Raw genomic sequence first — 23,836 nt, 5'->3', positions numbered from 1 at the left:
AAAGGGCGGCCCCCAAACCTGGGAGCCGCCCTTTTTCCTTGCTTAACTCACTCGTTCTCGGCTTCGCCGTTCTCGGCGGCGCCGATGCTCACCGGCGGAGCGTCGGGAACCGAGGACGGACGCTTCTCCCCGCGGAAGGTGAAGTGCGCCTCGTCGTCGCGGTCCTCCGGGTTGCCGCTCCAGCCCTCGACGTCGACCACGATGATCTGACCCGCTTCGACCTCGCCGAAGAGGATCTTCTCCGACAGCTGGTCCTCGATCTCGCGCTGGATCGTGCGACGCAGCGGCCGGGCGCCGAGCACCGGGTCGAAGCCGCGCTTGGCCAGCAGCGCCTTCGCCTTTTCGGTGAGCTCGATCTCCATGTCCTTGGCCTTGAGCTGCGTCTCGACCCGGCCGATCATCAGATCCACCATCTGGATGATCTGTTCCTGGTTGAGCTGGTGGAAGACGATGATGTCGTCGATCCGGTTCAGGAACTCCGGGCGGAAATGCTTCTTCATTTCCTCGTTGACCTTCTGCTTCATCTTCTCGTAGCGGTCGGTCGCGCCCGACCCGGAAGAGAAGCCGAGGCTCACGGACTTCGAGATGTCCGAGGTGCCCAGGTTCGAGGTGAAGATCAGCACGGTGTTCTTGAAGTCGACCGTGCGGCCCTGACCGTCGGTGAGGCGGCCGTCTTCGAGCACCTGCAGGAGGGTGTTGTAGATCTCCTGGTGCGCCTTTTCGATCTCGTCGAAAAGCACCACCGAGAACGGCTTGCGCCGCACCTTCTCGGTCAGCTGCCCGCCCTCTTCGTAGCCGACGTAGCCCGGAGGGGCGCCGAAGAGCCGCGAAGCGGTGTAGCGGTCGTGGAACTCGCCCATGTCGATCTGGATGAGCGCGTCGTCCTCGCCGAACAGGAAGGACGCCAGCGCCTTCGACAGCTCGGTCTTACCGACACCGGACGGGCCGGCGAAGATGAACGAACCGGACGGGCGCTTCGGGTCCTTCAGACCCGCACGCGTACGGCGGATCGCCTGGGAGACGGCCTTGACCGCGTCCTCCTGGCCGATGATGCGCTTGTGGAGCTCGTCCTCCATGCGCAGCAGCCGGGTGGTCTCCTCCTCGGTGAGCTTGAACACCGGGATGCCGGTCCAGTTGGCCAGCACCTCCGCGATCTGCTCGTCGTCCACCTCGGCGACGACGTCGAGGTCGCCGTCCTTCCACTGCTTCTCCCGCTCGCCCTTCTGGCCGAGGAGCTGCTTCTCCTCGTCGCGAAGGCGCGCGGCCCGCTCGAAGTCCTGCGCGTCGATCGCGGACTCCTTGTCCCGGCGCACGTCGGCGATCTTCTCGTCGAACTCGCGCAGGTCCGGCGGAGCGGTCATCCGGCGGATGCGCATCCGGGCCCCGGCCTCGTCGATCAGGTCGATCGCCTTGTCCGGCAGGAACCGGTCGTTGATGTAGCGGTCGGCCAGCGTCGCGGCCGCGACCAGCGCCGAGTCGGTGATCGAGACGCGGTGGTGCGCCTCGTACCGGTCGCGCAGGCCCTTCAGGATCTCGATCGTGTGCTCGAGCGACGGCTCGCCCACCTGGATCGGCTGGAAGCGGCGCTCCAGCGCGGCGTCCTTCTCGATGTACTTGCGGTACTCCTCGAGCGTGGTCGCACCGATCGTCTGCAGCTCGCCGCGGGCCAGCATCGGCTTCAGGATCGACGCCGCGTCGATCGCGCCCTCGGCGGCGCCCGCGCCGACGAGCGTGTGCAGCTCGTCGATGAACAGGATGATGTCGCCGCGGGTCTTGATCTCCTTGAGCACCTTCTTCAGGCGCTCTTCGAAGTCACCGCGGTACCGGGAACCGGCGACCAGCGAGCCGAGGTCGAGGGTGTAGAGCTGCTTGTCCTTGAGCGTCTCGGGCACCTCGCCCTTGACGATGCTCTGCGCGAGCCCCTCGACGACGGCGGTCTTGCCGACGCCGGGCTCGCCGATGAGCACCGGGTTGTTCTTGGTCCGGCGGGACAGCACCTGCATGACCCGCTCGATCTCCTTGCCGCGCCCGATGACCGGGTCGAGCTTGCCCTCGCGGGCGAGCACGGTCATGTTGCGGCCGAACTGGTCGAGCACCAGCGAGGAGGACGGGGTGCCCTCGCCGCGGCCGGAACCGCTCTCGGCGGACTTCTCGCCGGTCTGGTAGCCCGACAGGAGCTGCAGCACCTGCTGGCGGACCCGGTTGAGGTCCGCGCCCAGCTTCACGAGCACCTGGGCGGCGACGCCCTCGCCCTCGCGGATCAGGCCGAGCAGGATGTGCTCCGTGCCGATGTAGTTGTGGCCGAGCTGCAGCGCCTCGCGCAGCGACAGCTCCAGCACCTTCTTCGCCCGCGGCGTGAACGGGATGTGCCCGCTCGGCGCCTGCTGGCCCTGGCCGATGATCTCCTCGACCTGCTGGCGCACGCCCTCGAGGGCGATGCCCAGCGACTCCAGCGCCTTGGCGGCGACACCCTCACCCTCGTGGATCAGACCCAGGAGGATGTGCTCGGTGCCGATGTAGTTGTGGTTGAGCATCCGGGCCTCTTCTTGGGCCAGGACGACCACCCGCCTCGCGCGGTCGGTGAACCTCTCAAACATGCGCACTCCCTCGACTGCTGCGTCGGCGGCCCGTAACCTCCGCGGATCGCGTCCGCGGCGGACAGCACCGTGAGACCACTCTAGTAGCCAAGCGGTCGCGCTTGCGTACCACTACGGCTTCCGGCGGCCCCTTCGCACCCGGACGGCGACCCGGTCGGTCACCGCTGCTCATCCGGTTGCGCTGCACCTTTACTCCCTCTCGAACGTACGGGACCGGATCAGGATTCCGCCCCGGCGCCCCTGTCCGCTCAGCGCGAACACCCCCGCGCGTCCGGGTGGTCTCACCCCTTGGCCACCCGATTGGCGCAATGCCGCGCCGTATGTAAGGTTAGGCACACCTAATGCAGGCTGTGCCCAGAACAGGGGGTGGACCGGTGAACCCGCAGCGCTCGCGCGACGACGCCCGCGAGATCGGCGACGGTCTCGCGTCCTCCCTGCTGCGCACCAGCGCCCGGTACGAACTGCGCCGCGACGTCCCCGAGGGCTGGTTCCGCTGCGCTGACCTCCTGGAACAGCCCGAGCTGTTCGCCGAGTGGCGGTCCCGGCTGACCGACTGGCTCCTCGACCAGCACGGCGCGGCACCCGCGCGCACGGCGGCCAGCTACGTGATGTCTTGGTACCTGTACGTCCCCGCGTACGTGGGCGCGCTGCTGCTGCACCACGAGCGCCGGGTGCCGTCGCTGAAGCCGGAGCAGCTCGCGTTCGGCCTCGGCCCCGATCGACCGCATCCCGAGGGCATGGCCGTGCTCAGCGACGCCTTCTATTGCCTGCCCACCGACCCGGGCAGCGTCCGCCCCGAGGCGACCGTCGTCCGCGACGAGCGCGCGCTGGCCGCGGTGCTGCGCGCGCAGTTCGTCGGCCACGCTGCCCGCTTCGTCCGCGCCTACGCCCCTGGCACCCGGCTCGGCCGCCGCATGCTCTGGGCGGCCGCCACAGACGCGCTGGACGGCGCGCTGTGGCGGGTTGGCCGGCAAGGCGGGACAGCCGAGTCCGAAGGCGCTGGCGTCGCGGATGCCGCGCTGGTGCTCGACGCGCAGTACCGCCCGCTGACCTCGGCGTCCACCTTGCGAATGGCGGTCAACGACGACGGACACCGGGTTTGGGAACGCCGCCGGGAGAGCTGTTGCTTCTCCTATCTCCTACCCGGCGAGGCGGAATGCGACAGCTGTCCGCGCACCTGTCCCCGATGATCTCCATCGAGTGATCTTTCAGGCGTACGGGTCCCGGCCCGTCGCGCCCAGCGCCCGATGCAGCACCGGCGCGGTTTCCGGCACCGCGACTTCCGGGCCGAAGACGCCGCCCTTGCGGGCCTGCTCGCCCATCCCCGCCGCGAACGCGAGAACAACCTCGGCAGTTTCGTCCGGACAGTTCAGCTCCGTGCCGCTCGCCCGCGTCAGGTCCCAGGCATGCAGGACGAGCTCGCCGAGCACCATGTCTCCGACGACCGCGGCGGGCAGCTCGGAACCGCCGAAGGTGATGGTGCCGGTCCACGCCTCTGCCGGGGCGAGTGCGGCGAGCACGTTGTCGGTCATCGCTTCCAACGCCTTCGGCCAGTCGTCGCCGACGAGGGACGCCTCGGCTTCGGTCGGCGCGGGCGGTTCGTAAGGCTCGTGCCGGATCGCGGCGGCGAGCCACGGGCCCCAGTAGAGAAGGTGGTTGAGGAGGCCGCGAACGTCGTAGTCGGCGCACGCGGTGGGCGCGGTCAGCGACGGAGCGGCCGCCGCGACACGCCGCAGTTCGGCGGCGGCCGGGGCGAGCAGTCCGGAGTGATTCGACATGCTCCCGAGCCAACCACCCGGGTTCGGCGGCCGTCTTGAAATTACGCGACGCACTACTGTTTTCAGCCATGCGGCGGATCCCGAGCGGCATCCTGAACGAGCGGACGGCTCGCACCAAGTTCACGCTGACCCGGCATCCGCCCGCCCCGGAACTGCGCGAATTCGTGGAACACCACTGGATCCTGCGCTGGGACCTGACCGAACCCCACGACCAGCACGTGCTGCCGAATCTGTCGGTGCACGTGACGTTCTTTCCCGGCGCGTGCGGGGTTTACGGTCCGGCGCACCAGCTTTTCACGCACCGGCTCACCGGACGCGTACACGGGATCGGGGCGAGGATCCGGCCCGGCTGTTTCCGCCCGTTCCTCGACGCCCCGGTGCGCACCCTCGCCGATCGCGCGGCGGACGTGGCCGAGGTCTTCGGGCCGGACGCCGCGCTCGCGGAAAAATCCATCCGGAATGCGCGGACCGACGCGGAAATGATCAATGCAATCGACAACTTGCTGATCGCACGCCGCCGTCCCATTCCGCGAGCGACCCGGGCGGCTGCCGACGCGGTGGAAACAATCGCCGCGGATCCGGGGATCACCAAGGTCGCGGAACTGGCGGCGGCACTCGGACTGTCCGTCCGGGCGGTGCAGCGGTTGTTCGCCGAGCACGTCGGAACAACGCCGAAGTGGGCGATCCGGATTTACCGCCTCAACGAAGCCGCGCGGTTGCTCGCCGCACCGATCCCGCCGGATTACGCAGATCTGGCGACTCGGCTGGGCTATAGCAACCAACCTCACTTCATCCGCGATTTCCGCGCGGTGACCGGAGCGCCTCCCGCGGAGTACGCGCGCTCCGCTCGCCGGCTGATGTCGGGCGCGCCGGACGGCGCAAAGCCGGGAAACTAATCCGGAACGCCAAACGGCCGCCGGGAATGTTCCCGACGGCCGTTTGGCAGGCAGTCCGCGAAGGGGGTCTCCGGTTCGCTAACCGGAGGACCGCATCCACGAGTTCCGGAAATGCCCGGTCAGTTCTTCTTGTGGTAAGCCTCGACGACCTCCGACGGGATGCGCCCGCGGTCGGAAACCTGGAAACCGTTCTTGCGGGCCCACGCGCGAATCGCCTGGTTCTGCTCGCGGTCGACCGCGGCCGGGCGGGCCGGGGACTTGCCGCCGGCGACCGGACGCAGCGGCGCGCGCTTGCGGCCGCCGGCGCGGCGCGCGTGCTCGACATACTGCGCCAGCGCGTCCCGCAGTTCCTCGGCGTTTTCGCTCGACAGGTCGATCTGGTAGCTCACACCGTCCAAACCGAACTCAACGGTCTCTTCCGCCTCACTGCCGTCGAGGTCGTCGACCAGAGAGACCAGCACCTTCTGTGCCATCTGATTCCTCCTGCGGGGCTTGCCCGAATGATCTGGCTACATGATCTGGTTTCGGGGCAAGCCCCGAGCTACAGAAGTCTTTGACACCCATATTAATACCCGCTTGCCCCGCCGTAGGCAAATCCGCATTGAGAAAATCCGACCGCGCGACGGGGCCGCGACCTATTCAGGACGTACGAGCGGGAAGAGGATCGTCTCCCGGATACCGAGCCCGGTCAGTGCCATGAGCAGCCGGTCGATCCCCATTCCGACCCCGCCGCTCGGCGGCATTCCGTACTCGAGCGCGCGGAGGAAATCCTCGTCGAGACGCATGGCCTCGCTATCCCCGGCAGCGGCGAGCCGCGCCTGTTCGGTGAGCCGCTGCCGTTCCACGACCGGATCCACCAGCTCGGAGTATCCGGTGGCGAGTTCGAATCCGCGCACGTACAGGTCCCACTTCTCGGCCACGCCCGCGCGGGTGCGGTGCTGCCGGGTGAGCGGAGACGTCTCGAGCGGGAAATCGCGGACAAATGTGGGGGCGTGCAGTCCGTCGCCGACGAGATGTTCCCACAGTTCCTCAACGAGTTTGCCGTGCGCTAGCTTGGGATCCACCTCGATCTCGCGCGCCGCGGCGATCTTGTGCAGTGCTTCGGCGGGAGTATCCGGCGTCACTTCCTCGCCGAGCGCTTCCGAGAGCGACTCGTACATGCCGAGTGTCGTCCATTCGCCGGAAAGGTCGTACTCGGTTCCGTCGGCGAGAGTGACGACCTGGGTGCCGAGCACGTTCTCCGCGGCCTCCTGGATGAGTTCGCGCGTCATCACGGCATTCGTGTCGTAAGTGGCGTACGCCTCGTAGTACTCCAGCATCGCGAACTCCGGCGAGTGCGAGGAGTCGCTGCCCTCGTTGCGGAAGTTCCGGTTGATCTCGAAAACCTTCTCGATGCCGCCGACCACACAGCGCTTGAGGTACAGCTCCGGCGCGATGCGCAGGAACAGCTCGAGGTCGAAGGCATTGGAATGCGTGACGAACGGCCGGGCCGCGGCTCCGCCGTGCAGCGTCTGCAGCATCGGCGTCTCGACCTCGGTGAATCCCCGGCGGTGGAACGACTCCCGCAGCGAACGCATCACGCCGGAGCGTGTGCGCACCACGTCGCGCGCCTTCGGCCGCATAATCAGATCGACATAACGCTGCCGGATTCGCGTTTCCTCGGCCAGCTCCTTGAACGCCACCGGCAGCGGGCGCAGCGACTTCGCCGCGATCTGCCAGCTGTCGGCCAGCACGGAAAGCTCGCCGCGCTTCGAGGTGATCACCTCGCCGTGCACGAATACGTGGTCGCCGAGATCGACAGTGGACTTCCACGAGGCGAGCGACTCGGCGCCGACCTGCGCGAGACTCAGCATCGCCTGCAGTTCCGTGCCGTCGCCCTCACGAAGAGTGGCGAAACACAGTTTGCCCGTATTGCGGAGAAACATGACGCGACCGGTGACGCCGACCGACTGACCGGTGCTGGTGTCGGCTTCGAGACCGGAATGTTCGGCACGGATCTGCGCGAGAGTGTGCGTACGCGGAACCTCTACCGGGTAAGGATCGGCGCCCTCCGCGATTATCCGGTCGCGCTTGTCCCGGCGCACCCGCATCTGTTCGGGCAGGTCGTCATCGGGCAGTGCGTCGGACGCGGGGAATTCGGTCATGGCCATAGCGTACGAAGCCGCTGGTGAACCGCGTCAACCGGATTCCCCTACCGGGGCACTCACGGTATTAGGGTGGTTACTCGTGAGCGATCCCGGCACTGATGCGGAACTGCACGCCCGGCGGGCTTCTTCGTTCGGCGACCAGGCAGGCGCCTACGCCCGGCACCGGCCGGACTATCCCCTGGCCGCACTCGAATGGGGGATGTCCGGAGCAAACCGACCGGTACGCGAGGTGCTGGACCTCGCGGCGGGCACCGGAAAACTCACCGCGGGGCTGGCCGGCCTCGGCCGCTCGGTGACCGCGGTGGAACCCGATGCGGACATGCTCGCCGAACTGTCCCGGCGACTGCCGGACGTTCCCGCACTGCTCGGCAAGGCCGAGGACATTCCGCTTCCGGACGCGTCGGTGGACGCGGTGTTCATCGGACAGGCCCTGCACTGGTTCGATTTGGCGCCGGCGTTCGCGCAGATCCGCCGGGTGCTGCGGCCGGGAGGGGCCGTCGTGGCGCTGTGGAATCACGACGACGAATCAGTGCCGTGGGTGCTCGAATTCGCCCGGCTGGTCCGCACGGGCATCAGCCGCGGGTTCGCCGATTCGGCGCAACCGCTGCGCGCGGACGGCTTCGGCCCGTTCGAACAGGACCGGTTCGCCCACACGCACCGGCGCTCGATCGATTCGCTGCTGGCGACCGTGGCCACGCATTCGCATCTGCTCGTCGCTTCGGAGCCGGACCGCGACCGGACGCTCGCGCGAGCCAGGGAGTACCTGGAATCCGTTCCGGAGACGGGAACAGGCGAATTCGACTATCCACTGGTCACGACGGTGATGCGGGCTCGCCGGGGCTGAGCGGCGACCGAAATCACCACCTTGCCGCGGGCCGGGAGTGCTAATTTCGGAAGCGGCGGTGCTCCCGCCCCGGACGAGCGCGTCGTACCCGGTGACGACAAGACGGCGCAGTGAACGCATCCGTCACTGCGAAAGGTTCTCGATCATGGCCTGGCTCGTTCTTGTTGTTTCCGGATTTCTCGAAACCGTGTGGGCCGCGGCGCTCGGCGCCTCGAAAGGCTTCAGCAGGCTCTGGCCGAGCGTGCTGTTCGGCGGCGCGCTGCTGCTCAGCATGTCCGGCCTCGCGTATTCATTGCGCGAAATTCCGCTCGGCACCGGATACGCGGTGTGGGTCGGCATCGGCGCGGTGGGGACCGCGGTGTACGGGATCGTCGCGATGAACGATCCGCTCACCGTCGGCCGGATCACCTGTCTCGTGCTGATTGTCGCCGGGGTCGTCGGGCTGAAACTGTTCCACTGAGCTTCATCCGAGCGCGATCTCCAGCCCGCGCAGCCGCTCCGGCGCGGAAATCACGTCGATCCCGGCAATCAAGTCGCCGTCGAAAACGAACTTGAGAACCACGGCCAGCCTGCCGCGCGGGGCGAGCACCAATCCGGGAACGCCGTCGACCACCGCGACCTGCGTGCTGCGCGCCATTTCCGAAGCGAGCAGCGCGCCCTTGCTGACCGCTCGGACACCGCGCAGCACCACCGGGGCCGCGCCGGTGTCCGAGTGCAGCACGACGTCTGGGTCGAGCACCTTCAACAGTCCCGCGAAGTCTCCCTCGCGAGCCGCGGCCAGATACGCCTCGACGACCCCGCGCCGCTTGCTCGCATCGGCCGGTCCGGCTTCTCCGCCACGCACCCGGCGGCGGGCTCGGCTGGCCAGCTGCCGGACCGCCGCCGGATTGCGGTCCAGGATCTGCGCGATGTCCTCGAAGGGCACGGCGAACATGTCGTGCAGCACGAACGCGATCCGCTCGGCCGGACCGAGGACGTCGAGCACTACCAGCATCGCCAGGCCGACGGAATCGGCCAGCTGGGCTTCTTCGGCGAGGTCCGCGCCGTCGTCGCCGCGGTCGAGCGGGAACGCGTCCAGCGAATCCTCCCGACGGCGTTCGCGCGTGCGCAACAGGTTCAGGCACACCCGCGCGACCACAGTCGTGAGCCAGGCAGGCAAATTCTGCACTGCGGAAAGGTCCGCGCTGTCGACGCGCAGCCAGGCTTCCTGCACCGCGTCGTCGGCCTCGCTCAACGACCCGAGCATCCGGTACGCGACTCCGCGCAACCGTGGACGTTGCTCCTCGAATTGAGCCGCGAGCAGGTCTCTGCCGTCCACGTGTCACATCTCCTTCACGGCCGGGTTCATCCCAGTAGGACACCCCCAGTGCCCAAGCCCAGCGGCACTGTACCCGGAAGGAATTGTCATGACGACGATCTTGGTCACCGGCGGCACCGGAACCCTCGGCACACTGGTCGTTCCCGCGCTCGGCGACGCGAAGGTGCGCGTCCTCAGCCGCACCGCGAACGGCCCCGACCGGTTCGCCTGCGACCTGATGACCGGCGAAGGACTGGCTCCCGCGATCGACGGCGCCGACATCGTCGTGCACCTGGCGGGCGGTCCGAAGGGCGACGACGTCGCGACGGGGAATCTGGTCCGCGCGGCCGAACGCGCCGGAGTCGGCCATCTGGTTTTCATTTCGGTGATCGCCGCGGACGTGGTGCCGCTGGGTTATTTCCGCCGCAAGCACGAGGCCGAAAAGCTCGTCGCCGCGTCGGGCGTGCCCTCGACCATCCTCCGCGCCGCCCAGTTCCACGGTTTCTGTCTCAATGCCGTGCAGGCGGTGGCGAAACTGCCGGTCGTGCCGGTTCCCGCGATCAATTTCCAGCCGGTCGACGTCCGGGAGGTGGCCGAGCGGATCGCGCAGCTGGCGCTCGGCGACCCGGCCGGGCGGGTACGGGATCTGGCCGGGCCCAAGGTGTACGGCATGGGCGAGCTGGTCGACAAGTTTTTGCGGGCTCGCGGACGACGGCGGCTGAAAATGCCGGTGCGCATTCCCGGCGCGGCCGGAAAGGTCTATCGCGCGGACGGCAACCTCAACCTCGACGCGGACACCGGCGCCCGCACTTTCGAGGATTACCTCGCCGAGCAGATCGGCTAACGCACATTCCGTTCGTACACCAGCCGCAGGCCGAGCAGCGTCAGGTCCGGCACGTGTTCCTTGATCGTCTCGGATTCGCCCAGCACCAACGGGGCGAGCCCGCCGGTGGCGATCACCGTGACCGGTTCTGCGCTGTCGTGCTGCAATTCGCGCACAATCCGTCGCACGAGCCCGTCGACCTGGCCGGCGAACCCGTACAGAATGCCGGACTGCAGGCATTCCACGGTGTTCTTGCCGATCACCGAACGGGGCGGGACGAGTTCCACCTTGCGCAGCGCGGCCGCGCGGGCGGCGAGCGCGTCCACCGAGATCTCGATGCCCGGGGCGAACGCCCCGCCGAGGAATTCGCCCCGGGCCGAGATCGCGTCGACGTTCGTGGAGGTGCCGAAATCGACCACCACGCACGCGGTGGCGTGCAAATGGTGCGCGGCGAGGGTGTTCACGAGCCGGTCCGCGCCGACTTCCTTCGGATTGTCCACCAGCAGCGCGACGCCGGTGCGCACGCCGGGCTCGACGACGATCTTCGGCACCCGCGCGTAATAGCGGCCGAGCATCACCCGCAATTCCCGCAGCACCGCGGGAACCGTGGACAGCGCGCTGATCCCGGTGACCGCGTCGGCGTGCGGGCCGAGCAGGCCCCGCATGGTCAGCGCGAGTTCGTCCGCGGTCATCTGCGCGTCGGTGCGCATCCGCCAGTCGCCGAGGAGCTCGGTTCCCTGGTAGAGACCGAGATTGATGTTGGTGTTCCCGACGTCGACAGTGAGCAGCAACGAGGTCTTTCCTTACCGCGGCCCGCGAATCGTCCGCCGTCGATCGGTCAGTTTTCGGCGTGCAGCAACGCGTCGAGCCGGCGCGCGTCCGCGGTTTCGGCCACCGGGAACGTCATCGTGTCCTCTTCGGGCAGCGTGACCGTGCCGCTCAGCAGGCCCGATCCGTCCGGGGCGTGCGCCGGGTCGTCCCCGCGCTCGACGATCCGGTTGTAATCGTCCACAAAGATCACTCGCGGCCGGTACGCGCGCGCCTCCGCGTCGTCCATCTGCCCGTAGGCGATCAGGATGACGAGGTCGCCCGGGTGCACCAGGTGCGCGGCGGCTCCGTTGATGCCGAGCACGCCGCTGCCGCGCTCGCCGGTGATGACATAGGTTTCCAGCCGGGCGCCGTTCGTGACGTCCACAATGGACACCTGCTCGCCCTCGAGCAGATCGGCGGCCTCCATCAGGTCCTCGTCGACCGTGACCGAGCCCACGTAGTGCAGGTCGGCCTGGGTCACCGTGGCCCGGTGGATCTTCGATTTCAGCATCGTGCGATACATCGTGGACTCTCCCTATTCCCCTGCGTCCGGATCCCCGCTCGGATGTTCCACGGCTTTTCCGAGCAGCACTCCCGCGTTGTCGATCAGCCGGGTACTCCCCACCCGGGCCGCGACCAGCAACCGCGCCTCACCGTCGACGGGCGCCGGCCCCAAATCGGTTCCCCTCAATTCCAGGTAATCCACTTCCACCTGGGGTCGGGCCGCGAGCGTCTTGCGCGCCATGTCCAGCACGGCCTCCGCCCCGTCCCGTCCGACGTGCGCCCCGGCCGACAGAGCGGCCGACAGCACCACGGCGTCTTCCCGTTGTTCCGGCGTCAGGTAGACATTGCGCGAGGACAGCGCGAGACCGTCCCGTTCCCGGACCGTCGGCACCCCGATGACGCGGGTGTCGATGTTCAGGTCCGCCACCATCCGCTTGATCAGCACCAGCTGCTGGTAGTCCTTCTCCCCGAAGAACGCGTAATCCGGGCGCAGCAGGTTGAACAGCTTCGCGACGACCGTCAGCACCCCGGAGAAATGCCCGGGCCGCACAGCTCCCTCGAGCTCGTCGCCGAGCGGGCCCGGATTCACGGTGACCATCGCGTTGTCCGCATACAGGTCCGAAGCCTTGGGTGTGAAGGCCAGTTCGACGCCCGCTTCGGACAATGTCGCCAAGTCGGCTTCGAGCTGGCGCGGGTACGCCTCGAAGTCCTCGCCCTCGCCGAACTGCAACGGGTTCACGAAGATCGACGCGGCGACGACGGTGTTCGGCAGCCGCTTCGCGCGGCGCAGCAGCTCGCGGTGGCCGTCGTGCAGCGCGCCCATGGTGGGCACGAGCGCGACCTTCCGGCCGACGCTGCGCAGGCCCCAGCTCACCTTGCTGATGTGCTCGGGCGGCTGGAACGTGTTGAGCGTTCCGCGCTGGAATTTCGGTGTCGTCACGGGGTCTGTCCTTCAGCGGGGTCGGCGAGAAGATCGGTCAGTTCGCCCGCGGCCGCGGGATCGAGCAGGCCCGCCGCGCGGGACCGTTCGGCCGTGCGCCGGGCCAGCGCCCGGTAGGCCGGGGCGATCTGCGGCGCCCGGTCCGTGAGCACGTCGAGGTGCTTGCGGACGGTGCCGAGATCACCACGCGGGACCGGTCCGGTGAGGGCGCGGTCCCCGTGGCGAAGGACATTGTCCAATGCCGCCGAAAGCAGCGGTGCGACGAGTCGTTCCGGATGCCCGATTCCGGCGCCGCGCAGGGTTTCGGTGCAGTCGGCGACGAGCGTCATCAGGTGATTCGCGCCGTGCGCCAGCGCCGCGTGGTACAGCGCCCGCGCGGATTCGGGAACCCGCACCGGTTCGGCGCCCATCTCGACGGCGAGCGCCTCGCCGACGTTCCACGCCGCGTCGTCGTCCGGTGCCGCGGTGACGCCGATGCTTGCCGCGACAAGGCGTTCCAGGTCTTCCTCGCGTCCGGTGAAGGTGAGCACCGGGTGCAGCGCGAGCGGCAGCGCACCGGCTTCCGCGACCGGGGCCAGCACGTCGATGCCGTGCGCACCCGAGGTGTGCACCACGATCTGGCCCGCGCGTACCGAATTCGTAGCGACCAGACCACGGACGGTGCCGGCGAGCGCGTCGTCGGGCAACGCGAGCAAGACGAGATCCGCTCTCCGCACGACCTCGTCGGGCGGCAGCAAGGGGACATCCGGCAGCAGCCGTTCCGCGCGGTTCAGCGAAGCCGCGGACAGCCCCGAAGCGGCGACTACGGTGTGGCCTGCCCTGGCCAATGCCGCACCGAGGACACTGCCCACGCGGCCGGCGGAAACGACGCCCACGGCAAGGCGGGCCGGTCGGTTCATGGCGTGCGCCTGTGGACGCTCATGGCTCGAAACTCCTCATGTTCGTTCCAGTCCCGCTCTTTCGTCGCGGGTACCAGACGACGGCGCGAGAGTAGCCCCGACCCGGCTGGCTCGAGGTGCCCGGGTGACCAGCTTCACCCGGGGCGTCCAATCGCGCCCGTACCCTATTGGCGTTCGGCTTCCCGCGGTCGCCGTGCCCTCGAATCCCCCGGTGGAGCGCCACTTTTGGCACGGTCGAGCTACCCCGGACGGGGAATGTTCACCGACTGTCGCGATTGTTCGCCAATCGCACCGCATCCGCCCGCGCGTCCCGCAGTGCCTGCAACAACTCTTCCTGCCGCTGCCGGTCCTGCTCGGTGCGCAGCCGAGTACGACGAAGGAATGCGAGCTCGGTCACGCTCGCCTGATACCGGCCCACCGCCCGCGCCGCCGCCCGCCCGGACTGCTTGCGCGCCTGCTTCCGCCATTGCCGCCGCCCAGGAAGACTGGCGAGCAACTCGATCTCCGACGGCGCGATCCACCGCGCAGCCGCCATCTTCGGCAACGCGGCGGCGACAATCCGCTGTTCTCGCCTCCGCTGCAACACGATCACGTAGATCGCGGCGATCAGCAGCGGCAAAATCACGAGGAAGTACAAGGTGAGAAAGGACTTCCCGCCGTTGAGCGTGGCCGCCGCGTTCCAGAGCGCGTGCAGGAAGACCCCGGCGAGATACCCGGCGAGCGGCGCGAGAATCCGAACCCACCGCTGCGCGTACCGCGCCGCGATCCCGAACCCGATGCCGGTCATAGCGGTGAACAGCGGATGCGTGAACGGCGAAAGCACCCCCCGCACGAGGAAAGCGGCAAGCACGCCGGAGCTGGTCCCGTTGCCGAAGCCGTGGTCAGCGAAGGCGCGGCCGAAGTAATAGATGTTCTCGGTGAAGGCGAACCCGGCGGCCGCGAACCCCGCGTAGACGACGCCGTCGACGATCCCGTCGAATTCCTCGTTGCGCCGCCAGAAGATCAACAGGACAAAAACGCCCTTCGCGGCTTCCTCGACCAGCGGCGCGGAGACGAGCGCACTCACCTTGCTGCCGTTGCCACCCCCGAGAAGCAGGTCACCGAACGCCTCGGCCCCGGTATTGATCAGCAGCGCGGTAACCGTGGCAATGCAAGCGCCCCAAGCGAAAGCAATCAGCAGCAACTTCGCCGGCTCCGGTTCCCAACGATCAACCCAGAGCAACCCGGCAACCACCACGCCGACCGGCACCAACGCAGCAACCACCCCGATCGCGACCGCCAGCCACCCGACGCGCGCAGTCGCGAGCCCGAAGAGAAAAAGCCCGCACAACGCCACGACGATCAACCCGAGCACCGGAAGGAGCACGGTGATATGCCGCGAACGAGAGCCCGTGGACGCAGACCCAGGCGGCGTGGCAGAAAGGGTGCCGTTCACGAGCGGTCACCATACGCAGGCCCCCCAAGGGATGCCGGTTGGGCGCACCGGGTTCAGCCCTCCGCGCGATGCCTCGTGACCCTCATCTCGCGCCCCCCAGAAGTTCGTGAGGGCCACCCTGACGGAATCTGATTCCCCCAGGGTTCCCCTCACTCACCGCGGCCGGTCTGTGAGGGGCTCCTTCACGGACCTGGATTCCCTGAAGGAGCCCTTCACGGCTTTTTGGCGTACGTGAGGGCCACCCTGAGGGAATCTGATTCCGTGAGGGTTCCCCTCACGACCCTCGCGCGCCCCGCCCGCCCCACGCCTGCTCGGGAAGCGCCCCAATGCGGCATTGGGTGCGTCCCACGCACCGAACGCCACATTGGGTGCGTGGCATGCACCCAACGCCACATTGGGGCGCAACCCCCACCACGAACGAAACCACCACCGATGCACCCAACTCGAAGTGCACCCACACCACCCCCGCACCCCGATACGAAGCTCCCCTGCGGTCTGGGGTGGCTTGTCAAGGCATCTTTCCCGCCTTGACAAGCCACCCCAGACCGTCAGCACAATCAAGCTTCGGGGTGCCCACCGCAACAATGGGCGCAATGTCGCCGCCAGGCGACGAGCCGACAGAGCCGACGAAGAACGATCAATCCTCAGCCCGACGCCGACGCCGAGGACTCCCCTCCGTCTTCCCATTAGCCGCAAGCAATTCAGTCACCGACCGCCCCGAAGCGTGATGCCCAGCCGAGGCAGCCTCCTCAGCAGGAGCCTCCCAAGCAGGCGGCTCCCCCTCCGGCCGCCTCCGACGCCCCCCAGACGAAGCCGAAACAGCCTCCCCCTCAGGCCGCCTCCGACGCCCCCCAGTCCCATTACTCACCGAACTGCGAACCGACTCAGGCAACGTCGGATTAACCGCATCCGCCCCAGGAGCCCCATGCCGCCCAGTAGGCGTGTCCTCCGCCAACGGCGACAAATCCGACCGAGAGAACTGCTCCAACCGAGACGGAGCCCGCGTCTGCGACTCCACCGCGGTTTCCTTCTCCGGCACCGCTTTCTCCGCCTTCGGAGCAGGTTCAGCATGCCGAGCAGGCTCAGCAGGCCGGGAAATAGCAGTCTGCTCAGCAGCTTCCGGCCGCTCCTCCCGCTGCGGCGCAGGCCGTGCCGCCAACCGAGGCACCGGCCGCTCCTCCTTGGCCGGCTCCGGCTTGCTCACCGGCGCCACAGTCCGGGTCGGCTGCGCTTCAGGCCGCCGAGGTGCCTCCGCAGCTTCCTTCTGGGGCCGAGGCCGCGGACCACGCGGCTCCCGAACCCGCTCAGCCTCACGCGGCAACGGCTCAGTCACATTGCGCGCCCCAGCACCGTCCTGCTCGAACGGCTCCGGAATGACGTGCGACCCAGACTCACCCGCCGAACGACGCTCAGCTTCATACGGCTCCGGCGCACGATCAGCGCGCGGCTTCGGCGCACCGCCCCGAGGCCCACGCTCGACCTGCGGCTCCGGCGCACCACCACGAGCGGGCCGTCCGGCATCCGGCGCTCCATTCCGCGGCTCACGCGCAGCGAAGGCATCCGCCACGCTGGCCCGCCCCTCGTGCGGACCCGAGTCGCCGCGGGGCACGAACGCCTCCGCCAGGTTGGCCCGAGGATCGCGACCACCGCGCGGAGCGGGACTCTCCGCTTCGACGTCGTCCTCGAACGGCTCCGGCTCGGCAGGCGGCTCCGGACGCTTCGGCTTGAGCCGCGGCATCTGCTGGGTACGCAACTGAGTCGAACGGTCGCCATTCGGCCCGGAACCATTCGGTCCGGAACCGTTCAGCCCAGCGCTGATCGAGCCGTTCGCACCGGAAGTCCCCTTGGCGCCATTGGTCTTCGCCGTCCCGTTCGCAGGAGTCCGGCGACGCTCCGCGGGAGCCGAGTCGAGCACCCGGTCCATGAATTCGGTCGGCCGCTCCGGAACATCGACCACCGGCTTCTTCGGAGCGAGCAGCTGAGCCGGTTTCTTGCCATTGCCGTTCTTGGTTTCCGAACCGGCCGAAACGAGCCGCTGCTCGTCGTTCAGCGAGCGCATCCGGGTCGCCTGCGCGGTGAGCGCGACGCGTTCGAGCAGCACCTCGCCGCCGAACAGCGATTGCAAGCTTTCGCGGAGCGCAGCCACTTCGGCACGCAGCGCATCCAATTCTTCCCGCGATTGTGCCTGCGCGGCCTCGCGCGTTTCCGTTTCGAGCTCGAGTTCGTACTCCCGCCGGGCCGCGATCTCGCGTTCCAGCTCGAGTTCGTATACCGCCTGCGCCTCGGCGACCGCGTCCTCGCTGTGCGCCGCGTTCTTGCGGGCCCGGACAGCCAGGAAGGCGCCGATCAGGGCAGCCCAGAGCGCCGCGACGATCCCGAGCCGGAGGTACCGGAGGTCGTCGCTGAGCACCAACGCGAGGGTGGCGCCGACGGCGAGGAGCAATCCGACGACAAGCCACGGCCTGCCAGGGCGGCGGCCGTGCGAGTCGTCACCCACGCCAGTCATGCCTGACACCGTACCTTCCGGTGATCCGAATGAGACCTAGTCGGTACTTCGAGCGGCGCCATCGAAGCGTTAACCGGTCGTTCCCTTACGGTCCTCCGGTGGCGTCCGGCAGCAGTGCTCGAGCCACAAACCGGCAGCTACGAGCAGCGCCGACGACACCACCCCGACGACCGCCGACTTGCTGTCGGAGACCGCGGCGACGAGTTCGTCACGTCGCGGGAAAACGTAGATGAACGCGGCCAGCCAACCACCGCCGAGGAACGCCCCGGCCAGCGAAGACGCCTTAGCCAGCGCCACCGCCCGCGCGATCCCGACCGCGTTGCCGTGCACCCGTCCGGACTTGATCCGCGAGCGGATCGACAGGGCCAACCCCGCCTCCGCGATCGCGAGCACCGCGAAAGTCACCCCGGCGAGCAACGGCAGCTGCGGCAGATCGCCGTAAGCGGCCTGGAACAGCACATAGACCACGGCGAGGCCGAGGACCGCGGCCACGACCAGGTCCCGGGACCGCGTGAAGTGCATGACTCCACCGTACCGAGCCCGCTCTGGCAGGCTTGACTCTCCAGCGACTGGAGACTCCACGATGCCTGACATGCCTGCCACCACGGTCTTCACGATCGGCGAGCTGTCCCGGCGCACCGGGCTGCCGGTGAAGACCATCCGGTTCTACTCCGACGAGGGCCTGCTCCCGCCCACGCAGCGGACCGGAGCCGGCTACCGGCTGTACGACGCGCACGCGCTCGCCCGGCTGGAGCTGGTTCGGACGCTGCGCGAGCTGGGCATCGGCCTGCCCGACGTGTCCCGCGCACTGGCGCGCGAGACGACGGTGCGCGACCTGGCGACGAGCCACGTCGACGCGCTCGACGAGCAGATCCGGCGGTTGCGGCTGCGCCGCGCGGTATTGCGCGCGGTGCTGAAACGGGATTCCGAGCTGGAGGAAGTGAAACTGATGAATCGCATCGCCCAAATGCCGGACGAGGAACGCCGCCGTTTGGTGGACGAGTTCTGGGCCGAAATGATGGAAGGGCTCGAGGTCGATCCCGAGTTCTACGCGCGAATGCAGTCGGCGAAACCGGATCTTCCGGATGATCCGACGCCGGAACAGCTGGAAGCCTGGATCGAGTTCGCCGAACTCGTGCGGGACCCGGGATTCCGGCAGTCCATCCGCACGATGAGCGAGCGGCATTCGTCCGCGCGGGAAGCGGGCGAGTACGAGCAGCCGACCAAGGCTCAGCAGGAAAACTGGGCCGCCTGGATGACCGACGCCCGGTCCGCGCTCGACGCGGGCCACGCGCCGGACTCCCCGGCCGGACGGGCGCTGGCGGACGCGATCGCGACCGCCTCGGCCCGGCCGGACCAGGACCCGGCCGACCCGGCGGTCCGCAACCGGATGGCCGACGGGATCGCCGTCGGGGCGGATCCGCGCGCCGAGCGGTACTGGCAGTTGCTCGCGACGATCAACGGCTGGCCCGCCATCCCGAGCCGCCAGGAGGAAGTGCAATTCCTGCTGGCGGCGCTGCGGGCCTCGTGAGCGTTCAAGCCGGTTAGAACCGGCCTAGGCACTCACGACAGGGTCAGGTCGGGCCGCAGGACGACGCCCGCCCGGTCGGCTTCCGGCAGCCGGGCGAGCAGGTCGGCGGCCCGGCCGTGGCCGGGAACCTCGGCGTCCGGGTCGATCTCGAGCCACGGGATCAGCACGCTCGCCCGGTCCGGGGTCCCGGGATGCGGCAGCAGCAGCTCCGGATCGTCGGACGTCACGCCCTGCACTGTCACTATGTCGACATCCAGCGTGCGCGGGCCCCAGCGCAGTTCGCGCACCCGGCCCGCCGCCTGTTCGGCCGCCTGCCCGGCGCGCAGCCACGCCCAGTGGTCGCGCGCCGGGTCGTCGACGATGCACAGCGCGTTCAGGAAATCCGGCTGGTCCTCGACGCCCCAGGCTTTCGTCTCGTACACGCCGGACACCGCGACGAGCGCCGGGCGCACCGCGTCGACCGCGCTGCGCAGATAGCCGAGCCGGTCGCCGAGGTTGGAGCCCAGCGACAGGACCGCGCGGCTCACCGCTCCCGCCGGACGGTGACCGCGACGTCGTCGAAGGTCAGCGGAATCGGCGCGGACGGCTTGTGCACGGTGACCTCGACGGCGGTCAGCCGATCGTCGCGCATGACCTCGTCGGCGATCTTCCCGGCGACACTCTCGATCAGGTCGTACGGCTCCCCGGCGACGATCCCTGCCGCCAGTTCGGCCAGTTCGCCGTAGTGCAGCGTCTTGGTCAGGTCGTCCGACGCGGCGGCGGGCCCGAGGTCGAGCCACGCGACGATGTCGATGCCGAATTCCTGTCCGTCGCGCTTCTCGTGGTCGAAGACCCCATGTCGGCCGAACACGCGCAGTCCCGTGAGCGTGATGCGGTCAGCCATCGGCCCGTCCTTGCTGCCAGGCCGCGGCCACCGCCACGGCGTCCAGTGAAGCCCCCACCTCGTGCACCCGCACACCCCAAGCTCCCGCCGCCGCGGCCAGCGCCGAGATCGACGCGGTGGCGACCTCGCGACCGTCCGGCGGCCTCGGCACCCCGTCCTTTCCGGACAGCAGACGGCCGAGGAAACGTTTGCGCGAAGCACCCACCAAAACCGGGAAACCCAAGTCCAGCAACGCATCCAGCCCGTGAAGCAGAGCCCAGTCGTGCTCGGCGTGCTTCGCGAACCCGAGACCCGGGTCGAGCACGATCTCGCTCTCGGCAACCCCGGCCGCGATCGCCTCGTCGACCCGCTGCAGCAACTCGCCGCGCACCTCGGCGACGACGTCGGTGTACGTGGCCAGCGCGTTCATGTCCTTGCTGTGCCCTCGCCAGTGCATCAGCACCCACGGCGCCTTGGTTTCCGCCGCGACCCGCCCCATCGCCGGATCGGCAAGCCCGCCGGACACGTCGTTGATCACCTTCGCACCGGCCGCCACCGCGGCTTCCGCGACCGCGGCGCGCGTGGTGTCGACCGACAGCACGACGCCCTCGGAAGCCAGCTGCCGGATCACCGGCAAGATGCGCGCGGCCTCGGTCTCCGCGTCGACCCGCGAAGCACCCGGCCGCGTCGATTCGCCGCCGACGTCGATCAGGTCCGCGCCACGCGCCCACATCTCGCGCGCGTGCTCCAGCGCCTGGTCGAGATCGAGGTAGCGGCCGCCGTCGGAGAACGAATCCGGCGTCACGTTCAGCACGCCCATCACGGCGCACCGCCCCGGCCGGGGGATCACCGGCGCCCCCGGATCAACTCGATCGCCTCGGCCCGCGACGTCGCCGACGACCGCAGCATCCCGCGCACCGCCGACGTGGTGGTCCGCGAACCCGGCTTGCGGATCCCGCGCACCGACATGCACAAATGCTCGGCCTCGACGACCACGATCACGCCGCGCGGCTCCAGCCGCCGCACGAGCGCGTCGGCGATCTGCGAGGTGAGCCGCTCCTGCACCTGCGGGCGGCGAGCGTAGAGATCGACCAGCCGGGCGAGCTTCGACAGCCCGGTGACCTTGCCGTCGCCGTTCGGGATGTAGCCGACGTGGGCCACGCCGTGGAAGGGCAGCAAGTGGTGTTCACAGTTGGAATACATCGGGATGTCCGTGACGAGCACGAGCTCCTCGTGCGATTCGTCGAACGTCCGCGCCAGCACCTCGTCCGGATCGGTGTAGAGGCCGGCGAACATTTCCTGATAAGCGCGAGCGACCCGGGCCGGGGTGTCCTGGAGACCGTCCCGATCCGGGTCTTCGCCGCAGGCGAGCAGCAGCTCGCGGACGGCGCGCTCCGCCCGGTCCTGATCGAAGACCGGGCGGATGCCGTCTTTACTGCTTGTCTGATCCGTCGACGTCACGCCGATGCTGCCCCTCGTCCGGCTGCTGGCCGTTCGCGCCGTCGGCGAACCAGCCCTGCTCACGCGGACGGTCTTCGGCGGGGCGCCACGGCTGCTGGCCGCCCGGGGACGTCGCCGGGGTCCAGCCCGGAGGCGCCCCGTAGTTCGGCGGTCCGCTCTGCGCACCGCCCGGGCCACCGGGCTGGTAGCCGCCGCCTGCCGGACCGCCCGGCTGCTGCTGACCACCATACGGCTGGCCCCAGCGGCCTGCGCCGTTCGGCCCGCCCGGACGACCGCCGTTCGCCGGCGGGGCGTACGGGTTCGCGTTCGGGTCCGGAGCCTGGTACGGCGGACCGCCGGGCAGCTCGCCGGCGCCAGGAGCCGTGCCGACCGGGGTCGGAGCGGGCTGCAGGGCGGGCTTTTCCTTCTCCGGAGCGGGCGGCGGCCACGGCTCGCCGCGCTCCATCGCCAGCTCGCCCGGGGTCTTGATCGGCGGCTTGTCCGACGGCGTGCGCTCGCCGAACTCGTTGAAGACGGTGATGTGCGGGCGCTTCTCGACCGTCGCGAAGATCCGCTCGAGGTCCTTGCGCTGCAGCGTTTCCTTCTCCAGCAGCTCCATGACCAGGTTGTCGAGCACGTCGCGGTAGGTGTTCAGCACGTGCCACGCCTCGGTGTGCGCGGTCTCGATGAGCTTGCGCACCTCCTCGTCGATCTCGTGCGCCACCTCGAGCGAGTAGTCGGCCTGCCGTCCCGCGGACCGGCCGAGGAACGGGTCGCCCTGCTCCTGGCCGTACTTCACCGCGCCCAGCCGCGCGCTCATGCCGTATTCGGTGACCATCGCGCGGGCGATCTTCGTCGCCTGCTCGATGTCCGAGGACGCACCGGTGGTGGGCTCGTGGAAGACGAGCTCCTCGGCCGTGCGGCCGCCCATCGCGAAGACCAGCCTGCCGATCATCTCCGACCGGGTCATCAGCTGCTTGTCGTCCTCCGGCACCAGCAGCGCGTGCCCGCCGGTACGGCCGCGCGGCAGGATCGTCAGCTTGTACACCGGCTCGATGTCCGGCATCGCCCACGCGGCGAGCGCGTGCCCGCCCTCGTGGTAGGCGGTGATCTTCTTTTCCTTCTCGGAAATGATCCGGCTCTTGCGCGCGGGACCGCCGACCACGCGGTCGACCGATTCCTCGAGCGCGACGTCGGTGATCACGTGCCCGTTCTCGCGGGCGGTGAGCAGCGCGGCCTCGTTCAGCACGTTGGCCAGGTCCGCACCGGACATGCCGACCGTGCGCTTGGCCAGCCCGGTCAGGTCGGTGCCCTGCGCGATCGGCTTGCCCTTCGCGTGCACCTCGAGGATCGCCTTGCGGCCGAGCAGGTCCGGCGCGGACACCGGGATCTGCCGGTCGAACCGGCCGGGGCGCAGCAGCGCCGGGTCGAGGATGTCCGGCCGGTTGGTGGCCGCGATCAGGATGATGCCGCCGCGGGCGTCGAAGCCGTCCATCTCGACCAGCAGCTGGTTCAGCGTCTGCTCGCGCTCGTCGTGTCCGCCGCCGAGGCCGGCGCCGCGCTGGCGGCCGACCGCGTCGATCTCGTCCACGAAGATGATGCACGGCGCGTTCTGCTTCGCCTGCTCGAACAGGTCGCGCACTCGCGAAGCACCGACACCGACGAACATCTCGACGAAGTCCGAACCGGAGATCGTGTAGAACGGCACGCCCGCTTCGCCCGCGACAGCACGCGCGAGCAGCGTCTTGCCGGTGCCGGGCGGCCCGTAGAGCAGCACGCCCTTCGGGATCTTCGCGCCGAGCGCCTGGTAGCGCGCCGGGTTCTGCAGGAAGTCCTTGATCTCGTACAGCTCTTCGACCGCTTCGTCAGCACCCGCGACGTCGCCGAAGGTCGTCTTCGGCATGTCCTTGTTGAGCTGCTTCGCCTTCGACTTGCCGAAGTTCAGGACGCGGTTCCCGCCGCCCTGCGCGTTGTTCATCATCCACATCAGCAGGCCGAGCACCAGCGCCAGCGGGATCGCGAAGATCAGGATCTGGGTCAGCAGGCTCTGCTGGGTGACCTTGGTGGTGAACTTGATCGGATGGTTCGCCTGGTTGCCGACGTTCGCGCCGAGGAGATCTTTGTAGATGTCATCGGTCGCACCGCCGGGGAACTGCGCGACGACCTTGTCGGCCTGCTGGCCGTCGATGTCGATCGGCTGCGTGAGCAGCAGTTTGAGCTGCTGCTCCTTGTCCTCGAGGCTCGCTTCCTTGACATGTCCAGCTTTGACCTGCTGCATCGCCGTGGAGATAGGAGCCTGGGTGTAGCCACGATCGCTGTCGAAGATCGTGTTGTAGGCGAACAACGCCAGCAACCCCGCGACGATCCACAGCAGTGGGTTCCTGAGCACGCTCTTCCGGTTCATACGACTCGGCCCTTGCGGCCTCGACCCTCCCTGGTTGGGCGGCTCCTGTGATACCCGCCATCGCGATCTTGACAACCCGTGGGTGCCGCAAGGCACCCGTCCCACCAGGGTACCGTCCGGGCG

22 protein-coding genes, 1 pseudogene and 1 riboswitch are annotated in these 23,836 nt (G+C 68.8%); of the genes and pseudogenes, 6 read left to right on the top strand and 17 right to left on the bottom strand.

Translation table 11 applies throughout. The features are described from left to right. Positions 1-47 precede the first annotated feature (47 nt). Complete coding sequence (locus DMP23_RS37180; RefSeq protein ID WP_337823815.1) at positions 48-2,597, bottom strand: ATP-dependent Clp protease ATP-binding subunit; 2,550 nt, start codon at positions 2,595-2,597, stop codon at positions 48-50. 374 nt (positions 2,598-2,971) lie between these two features. On the opposite strand from DMP23_RS37180, the gene DMP23_RS37175 reads away from it, so the two are divergent. Continuing rightward, complete coding sequence (locus tag DMP23_RS37175; RefSeq protein ID WP_336156697.1) at positions 2,972-3,787, top strand: (2Fe-2S)-binding protein; 816 nt, start codon at positions 2,972-2,974, stop codon at positions 3,785-3,787. A gap of 18 nt (positions 3,788-3,805) precedes the next feature. Here the strand turns inward: DMP23_RS37175 and DMP23_RS37170 are convergent, their stop codons facing one another. Then, the gene (locus DMP23_RS37170) at positions 3,806-4,375 is read right to left on the bottom strand and encodes a TIGR03086 family metal-binding protein (protein WP_037808245.1); all 570 of its coding nucleotides are present in this window, start codon (positions 4,373-4,375) and stop codon (positions 3,806-3,808) included. Between the two features lie 68 nt (positions 4,376-4,443). Between DMP23_RS37170 and DMP23_RS37165 the strand changes: the two genes are divergently transcribed. Beyond that, positions 4,444-5,271, top strand: a complete 828-nt coding sequence (locus DMP23_RS37165) for an AraC family transcriptional regulator (RefSeq protein WP_337823814.1) — start codon at positions 4,444-4,446, stop codon at positions 5,269-5,271. A gap of 119 nt (positions 5,272-5,390) precedes the next feature. Here the strand turns inward: DMP23_RS37165 and DMP23_RS37160 are convergent, their stop codons facing one another. Beyond that, positions 5,391-5,744: a histone-like nucleoid-structuring protein Lsr2 gene (locus DMP23_RS37160; RefSeq protein WP_037354752.1), complete on the bottom strand. Its 354-nt coding sequence runs from the start codon at positions 5,742-5,744 to the stop codon at positions 5,391-5,393. A 162-nt stretch (positions 5,745-5,906) separates the two neighbouring features. Then, positions 5,907-7,415: a lysine--tRNA ligase gene (gene lysS / locus DMP23_RS37155; protein WP_134728478.1), complete on the bottom strand. Its 1,509-nt coding sequence runs from the start codon at positions 7,413-7,415 to the stop codon at positions 5,907-5,909. Between the two features lie 82 nt (positions 7,416-7,497). Between lysS and DMP23_RS37150 the strand changes: the two genes are divergently transcribed. Together DMP23_RS37150 and DMP23_RS37145 are read left to right on the top strand one after the other, a co-directional pair. Further along, positions 7,498-8,262: a class I SAM-dependent methyltransferase gene (locus DMP23_RS37150; RefSeq protein WP_337823813.1), complete on the top strand. Its 765-nt coding sequence runs from the start codon at positions 7,498-7,500 to the stop codon at positions 8,260-8,262. A 49-nt stretch (positions 8,263-8,311) separates the two neighbouring features. Further along, a riboswitch (guanidine-III (ykkC-III) riboswitch) is annotated at positions 8,312-8,374 on the top strand. Between the two features lie 33 nt (positions 8,375-8,407). Further along, the gene (locus tag DMP23_RS37145; RefSeq protein WP_037808251.1) at positions 8,408-8,722 is read left to right on the top strand and encodes a DMT family transporter; all 315 of its coding nucleotides are present in this window, start codon (positions 8,408-8,410) and stop codon (positions 8,720-8,722) included. A gap of 3 nt (positions 8,723-8,725) precedes the next feature. On the opposite strand, the gene DMP23_RS37140 is transcribed toward DMP23_RS37145, so the two are convergent. Further along, positions 8,726-9,580: a sigma-70 family RNA polymerase sigma factor gene (locus DMP23_RS37140; RefSeq protein WP_337823812.1), complete on the bottom strand. Its 855-nt coding sequence runs from the start codon at positions 9,578-9,580 to the stop codon at positions 8,726-8,728. Positions 9,581-9,668: 88 nt separating this feature from the next. Between DMP23_RS37140 and DMP23_RS37135 the strand changes: the two genes are divergently transcribed. Further along, positions 9,669-10,403 carry an SDR family oxidoreductase gene (locus DMP23_RS37135; RefSeq protein ID WP_337823811.1) on the top strand — a complete coding sequence of 245 codons (735 nt, stop codon included), beginning with the start codon at positions 9,669-9,671 and terminating at the stop codon, positions 10,401-10,403. Here the strand turns inward: DMP23_RS37135 and DMP23_RS37130 are convergent. The 7 genes and pseudogenes from DMP23_RS37130 to DMP23_RS37100 all read right to left on the bottom strand — a co-directional run bounded on the left by DMP23_RS37130 (position 10,400) and on the right by DMP23_RS37100 (position 17,998). Further along, positions 10,400-11,173 (bottom strand): type III pantothenate kinase, encoded by a 774-nt coding sequence (locus DMP23_RS37130; protein ID WP_037808260.1) that lies wholly within the window; start codon positions 11,171-11,173, stop codon positions 10,400-10,402. The two genes, DMP23_RS37135 and DMP23_RS37130, sit on opposite strands and share 4 nt — an antisense overlap. A 47-nt stretch (positions 11,174-11,220) precedes the next feature. Beyond that, positions 11,221-11,715, bottom strand: coding sequence for an aspartate 1-decarboxylase (panD, locus tag DMP23_RS37125; protein ID WP_043827144.1), 495 nt, complete (start codon positions 11,713-11,715; stop codon positions 11,221-11,223). Between the two features lie 12 nt (positions 11,716-11,727). After that, a complete protein-coding gene (gene panC / locus DMP23_RS37120) occupies positions 11,728-12,636 on the bottom strand; it encodes a pantoate--beta-alanine ligase (protein WP_037808266.1) in 909 nt (302 codons plus the stop codon). Continuing rightward, positions 12,633-13,547: pseudogene (locus DMP23_RS37115) on the bottom strand (Rossmann-like and DUF2520 domain-containing protein); the annotation flags it as partial. The pseudogene DMP23_RS37115 and the gene panC, both read right to left, overlap by 4 nt. Before the next feature lie 247 nt (positions 13,548-13,794). Further along, positions 13,795-14,901 carry a PrsW family intramembrane metalloprotease gene (locus DMP23_RS37110; protein ID WP_037808268.1) on the bottom strand — a complete coding sequence of 369 codons (1,107 nt, stop codon included), beginning with the start codon at positions 14,899-14,901 and terminating at the stop codon, positions 13,795-13,797. Positions 14,902-15,607: 706 nt separating this feature from the next. Beyond that, complete coding sequence (locus tag DMP23_RS37105; RefSeq protein WP_337823810.1) at positions 15,608-17,476, bottom strand: DUF6779 domain-containing protein; 1,869 nt, start codon at positions 17,474-17,476, stop codon at positions 15,608-15,610. A 69-nt stretch (positions 17,477-17,545) separates the two neighbouring features. Next, on the bottom strand, positions 17,546-17,998 hold the full coding sequence (locus tag DMP23_RS37100; protein ID WP_037808270.1) for a DUF3180 domain-containing protein: 453 nt from the start codon (positions 17,996-17,998) through the stop codon (positions 17,546-17,548). Between the two features lie 70 nt (positions 17,999-18,068). On the opposite strand from DMP23_RS37100, the gene DMP23_RS37095 reads away from it, so the two are divergent. Next, positions 18,069-19,007: a helix-turn-helix domain-containing protein gene (locus DMP23_RS37095; protein ID WP_337823809.1), complete on the top strand. Its 939-nt coding sequence runs from the start codon at positions 18,069-18,071 to the stop codon at positions 19,005-19,007. Between the two features lie 32 nt (positions 19,008-19,039). On the opposite strand, the gene folK is transcribed toward DMP23_RS37095, so the two are convergent. The 5 genes from folK to ftsH are packed head-to-tail and all read right to left on the bottom strand — an operon-like array spanning position 19,040 to position 23,713. Beyond that, positions 19,040-19,534: a 2-amino-4-hydroxy-6-hydroxymethyldihydropteridine diphosphokinase gene (folK, locus tag DMP23_RS37090; RefSeq protein ID WP_134728484.1), complete on the bottom strand. Its 495-nt coding sequence runs from the start codon at positions 19,532-19,534 to the stop codon at positions 19,040-19,042. Beyond that, on the bottom strand, positions 19,531-19,890 hold the full coding sequence (gene folB / locus DMP23_RS37085) for a dihydroneopterin aldolase (RefSeq protein WP_037808275.1): 360 nt from the start codon (positions 19,888-19,890) through the stop codon (positions 19,531-19,533). The genes folK and folB overlap by 4 nt, the downstream gene beginning before the upstream one ends. Next, positions 19,883-20,689, bottom strand: a complete 807-nt coding sequence (gene folP / locus DMP23_RS37080; RefSeq protein ID WP_134728485.1) for a dihydropteroate synthase — start codon at positions 20,687-20,689, stop codon at positions 19,883-19,885. The genes folB and folP overlap by 8 nt, the downstream gene beginning before the upstream one ends. Positions 20,690-20,715: 26 nt before the next feature. Continuing rightward, entirely contained in the window at positions 20,716-21,330 is a 615-nt protein-coding gene (gene folE / locus DMP23_RS37075) for a GTP cyclohydrolase I FolE (protein ID WP_037808279.1), read from the bottom strand. Then, positions 21,302-23,713: an ATP-dependent zinc metalloprotease FtsH gene (gene ftsH, locus DMP23_RS37070; RefSeq protein WP_037808281.1), complete on the bottom strand. Its 2,412-nt coding sequence runs from the start codon at positions 23,711-23,713 to the stop codon at positions 21,302-21,304. The genes folE and ftsH overlap by 29 nt, the downstream gene beginning before the upstream one ends. Positions 23,714-23,836 lie beyond the last annotated feature (123 nt).

This window comes from Amycolatopsis sp. A1MSW2902, assembly GCF_017312175.1.
In the GTDB taxonomy this organism is placed as follows: domain Bacteria; phylum Actinomycetota; class Actinomycetes; order Mycobacteriales; family Pseudonocardiaceae; genus Amycolatopsis; species Amycolatopsis nivea.
The sequence above is the reverse complement of the archived record's forward strand: the minus strand, read 5'-3'. Positions and strand labels throughout refer to the sequence as shown.

Excerpts from the sequence above, each read along its gene's own strand:
- folP (WP_134728485.1), bottom strand. The coding sequence starts at position 20,689 with ATGGGCGTGCTGAACGTGACGCCGGATTCGTTCTCCGACGGCGGCCGC.
- DMP23_RS37180 (WP_337823815.1), bottom strand. The coding sequence starts at position 2,597 with ATGTTTGAGAGGTTCACCGACCGCGCGAGGCGGGTGGTCGTCCTGGCC.
- DMP23_RS37135 (WP_337823811.1), top strand. The coding sequence starts at position 9,669 with ATGACGACGATCTTGGTCACCGGCGGCACCGGAACCCTCGGCACACTG.
- DMP23_RS37145 (WP_037808251.1), top strand. The coding sequence starts at position 8,408 with ATGGCCTGGCTCGTTCTTGTTGTTTCCGGATTTCTCGAAACCGTGTGG.
- DMP23_RS37165 (WP_337823814.1), top strand. The coding sequence starts at position 4,444 with ATGCGGCGGATCCCGAGCGGCATCCTGAACGAGCGGACGGCTCGCACC.
- DMP23_RS37105 (WP_337823810.1), bottom strand. The coding sequence starts at position 17,476 with ATGACTGGCGTGGGTGACGACTCGCACGGCCGCCGCCCTGGCAGGCCG.
- DMP23_RS37160 (WP_037354752.1), bottom strand. The coding sequence starts at position 5,744 with ATGGCACAGAAGGTGCTGGTCTCTCTGGTCGACGACCTCGACGGCAGT.
- lysS (WP_134728478.1), bottom strand. The coding sequence starts at position 7,415 with ATGACCGAATTCCCCGCGTCCGACGCACTGCCCGATGACGACCTGCCC.
- ftsH (WP_037808281.1), bottom strand. The coding sequence starts at position 23,713 with ATGAACCGGAAGAGCGTGCTCAGGAACCCACTGCTGTGGATCGTCGCG.
- folB (WP_037808275.1), bottom strand. The coding sequence starts at position 19,890 with ATGGCTGACCGCATCACGCTCACGGGACTGCGCGTGTTCGGCCGACAT.
- panD (WP_043827144.1), bottom strand. The coding sequence starts at position 11,715 with ATGTATCGCACGATGCTGAAATCGAAGATCCACCGGGCCACGGTGACC.
- DMP23_RS37095 (WP_337823809.1), top strand. The coding sequence starts at position 18,069 with ATGCCTGCCACCACGGTCTTCACGATCGGCGAGCTGTCCCGGCGCACC.
- DMP23_RS37100 (WP_037808270.1), bottom strand. The coding sequence starts at position 17,998 with ATGCACTTCACGCGGTCCCGGGACCTGGTCGTGGCCGCGGTCCTCGGC.
- DMP23_RS37170 (WP_037808245.1), bottom strand. The coding sequence starts at position 4,375 with ATGTCGAATCACTCCGGACTGCTCGCCCCGGCCGCCGCCGAACTGCGG.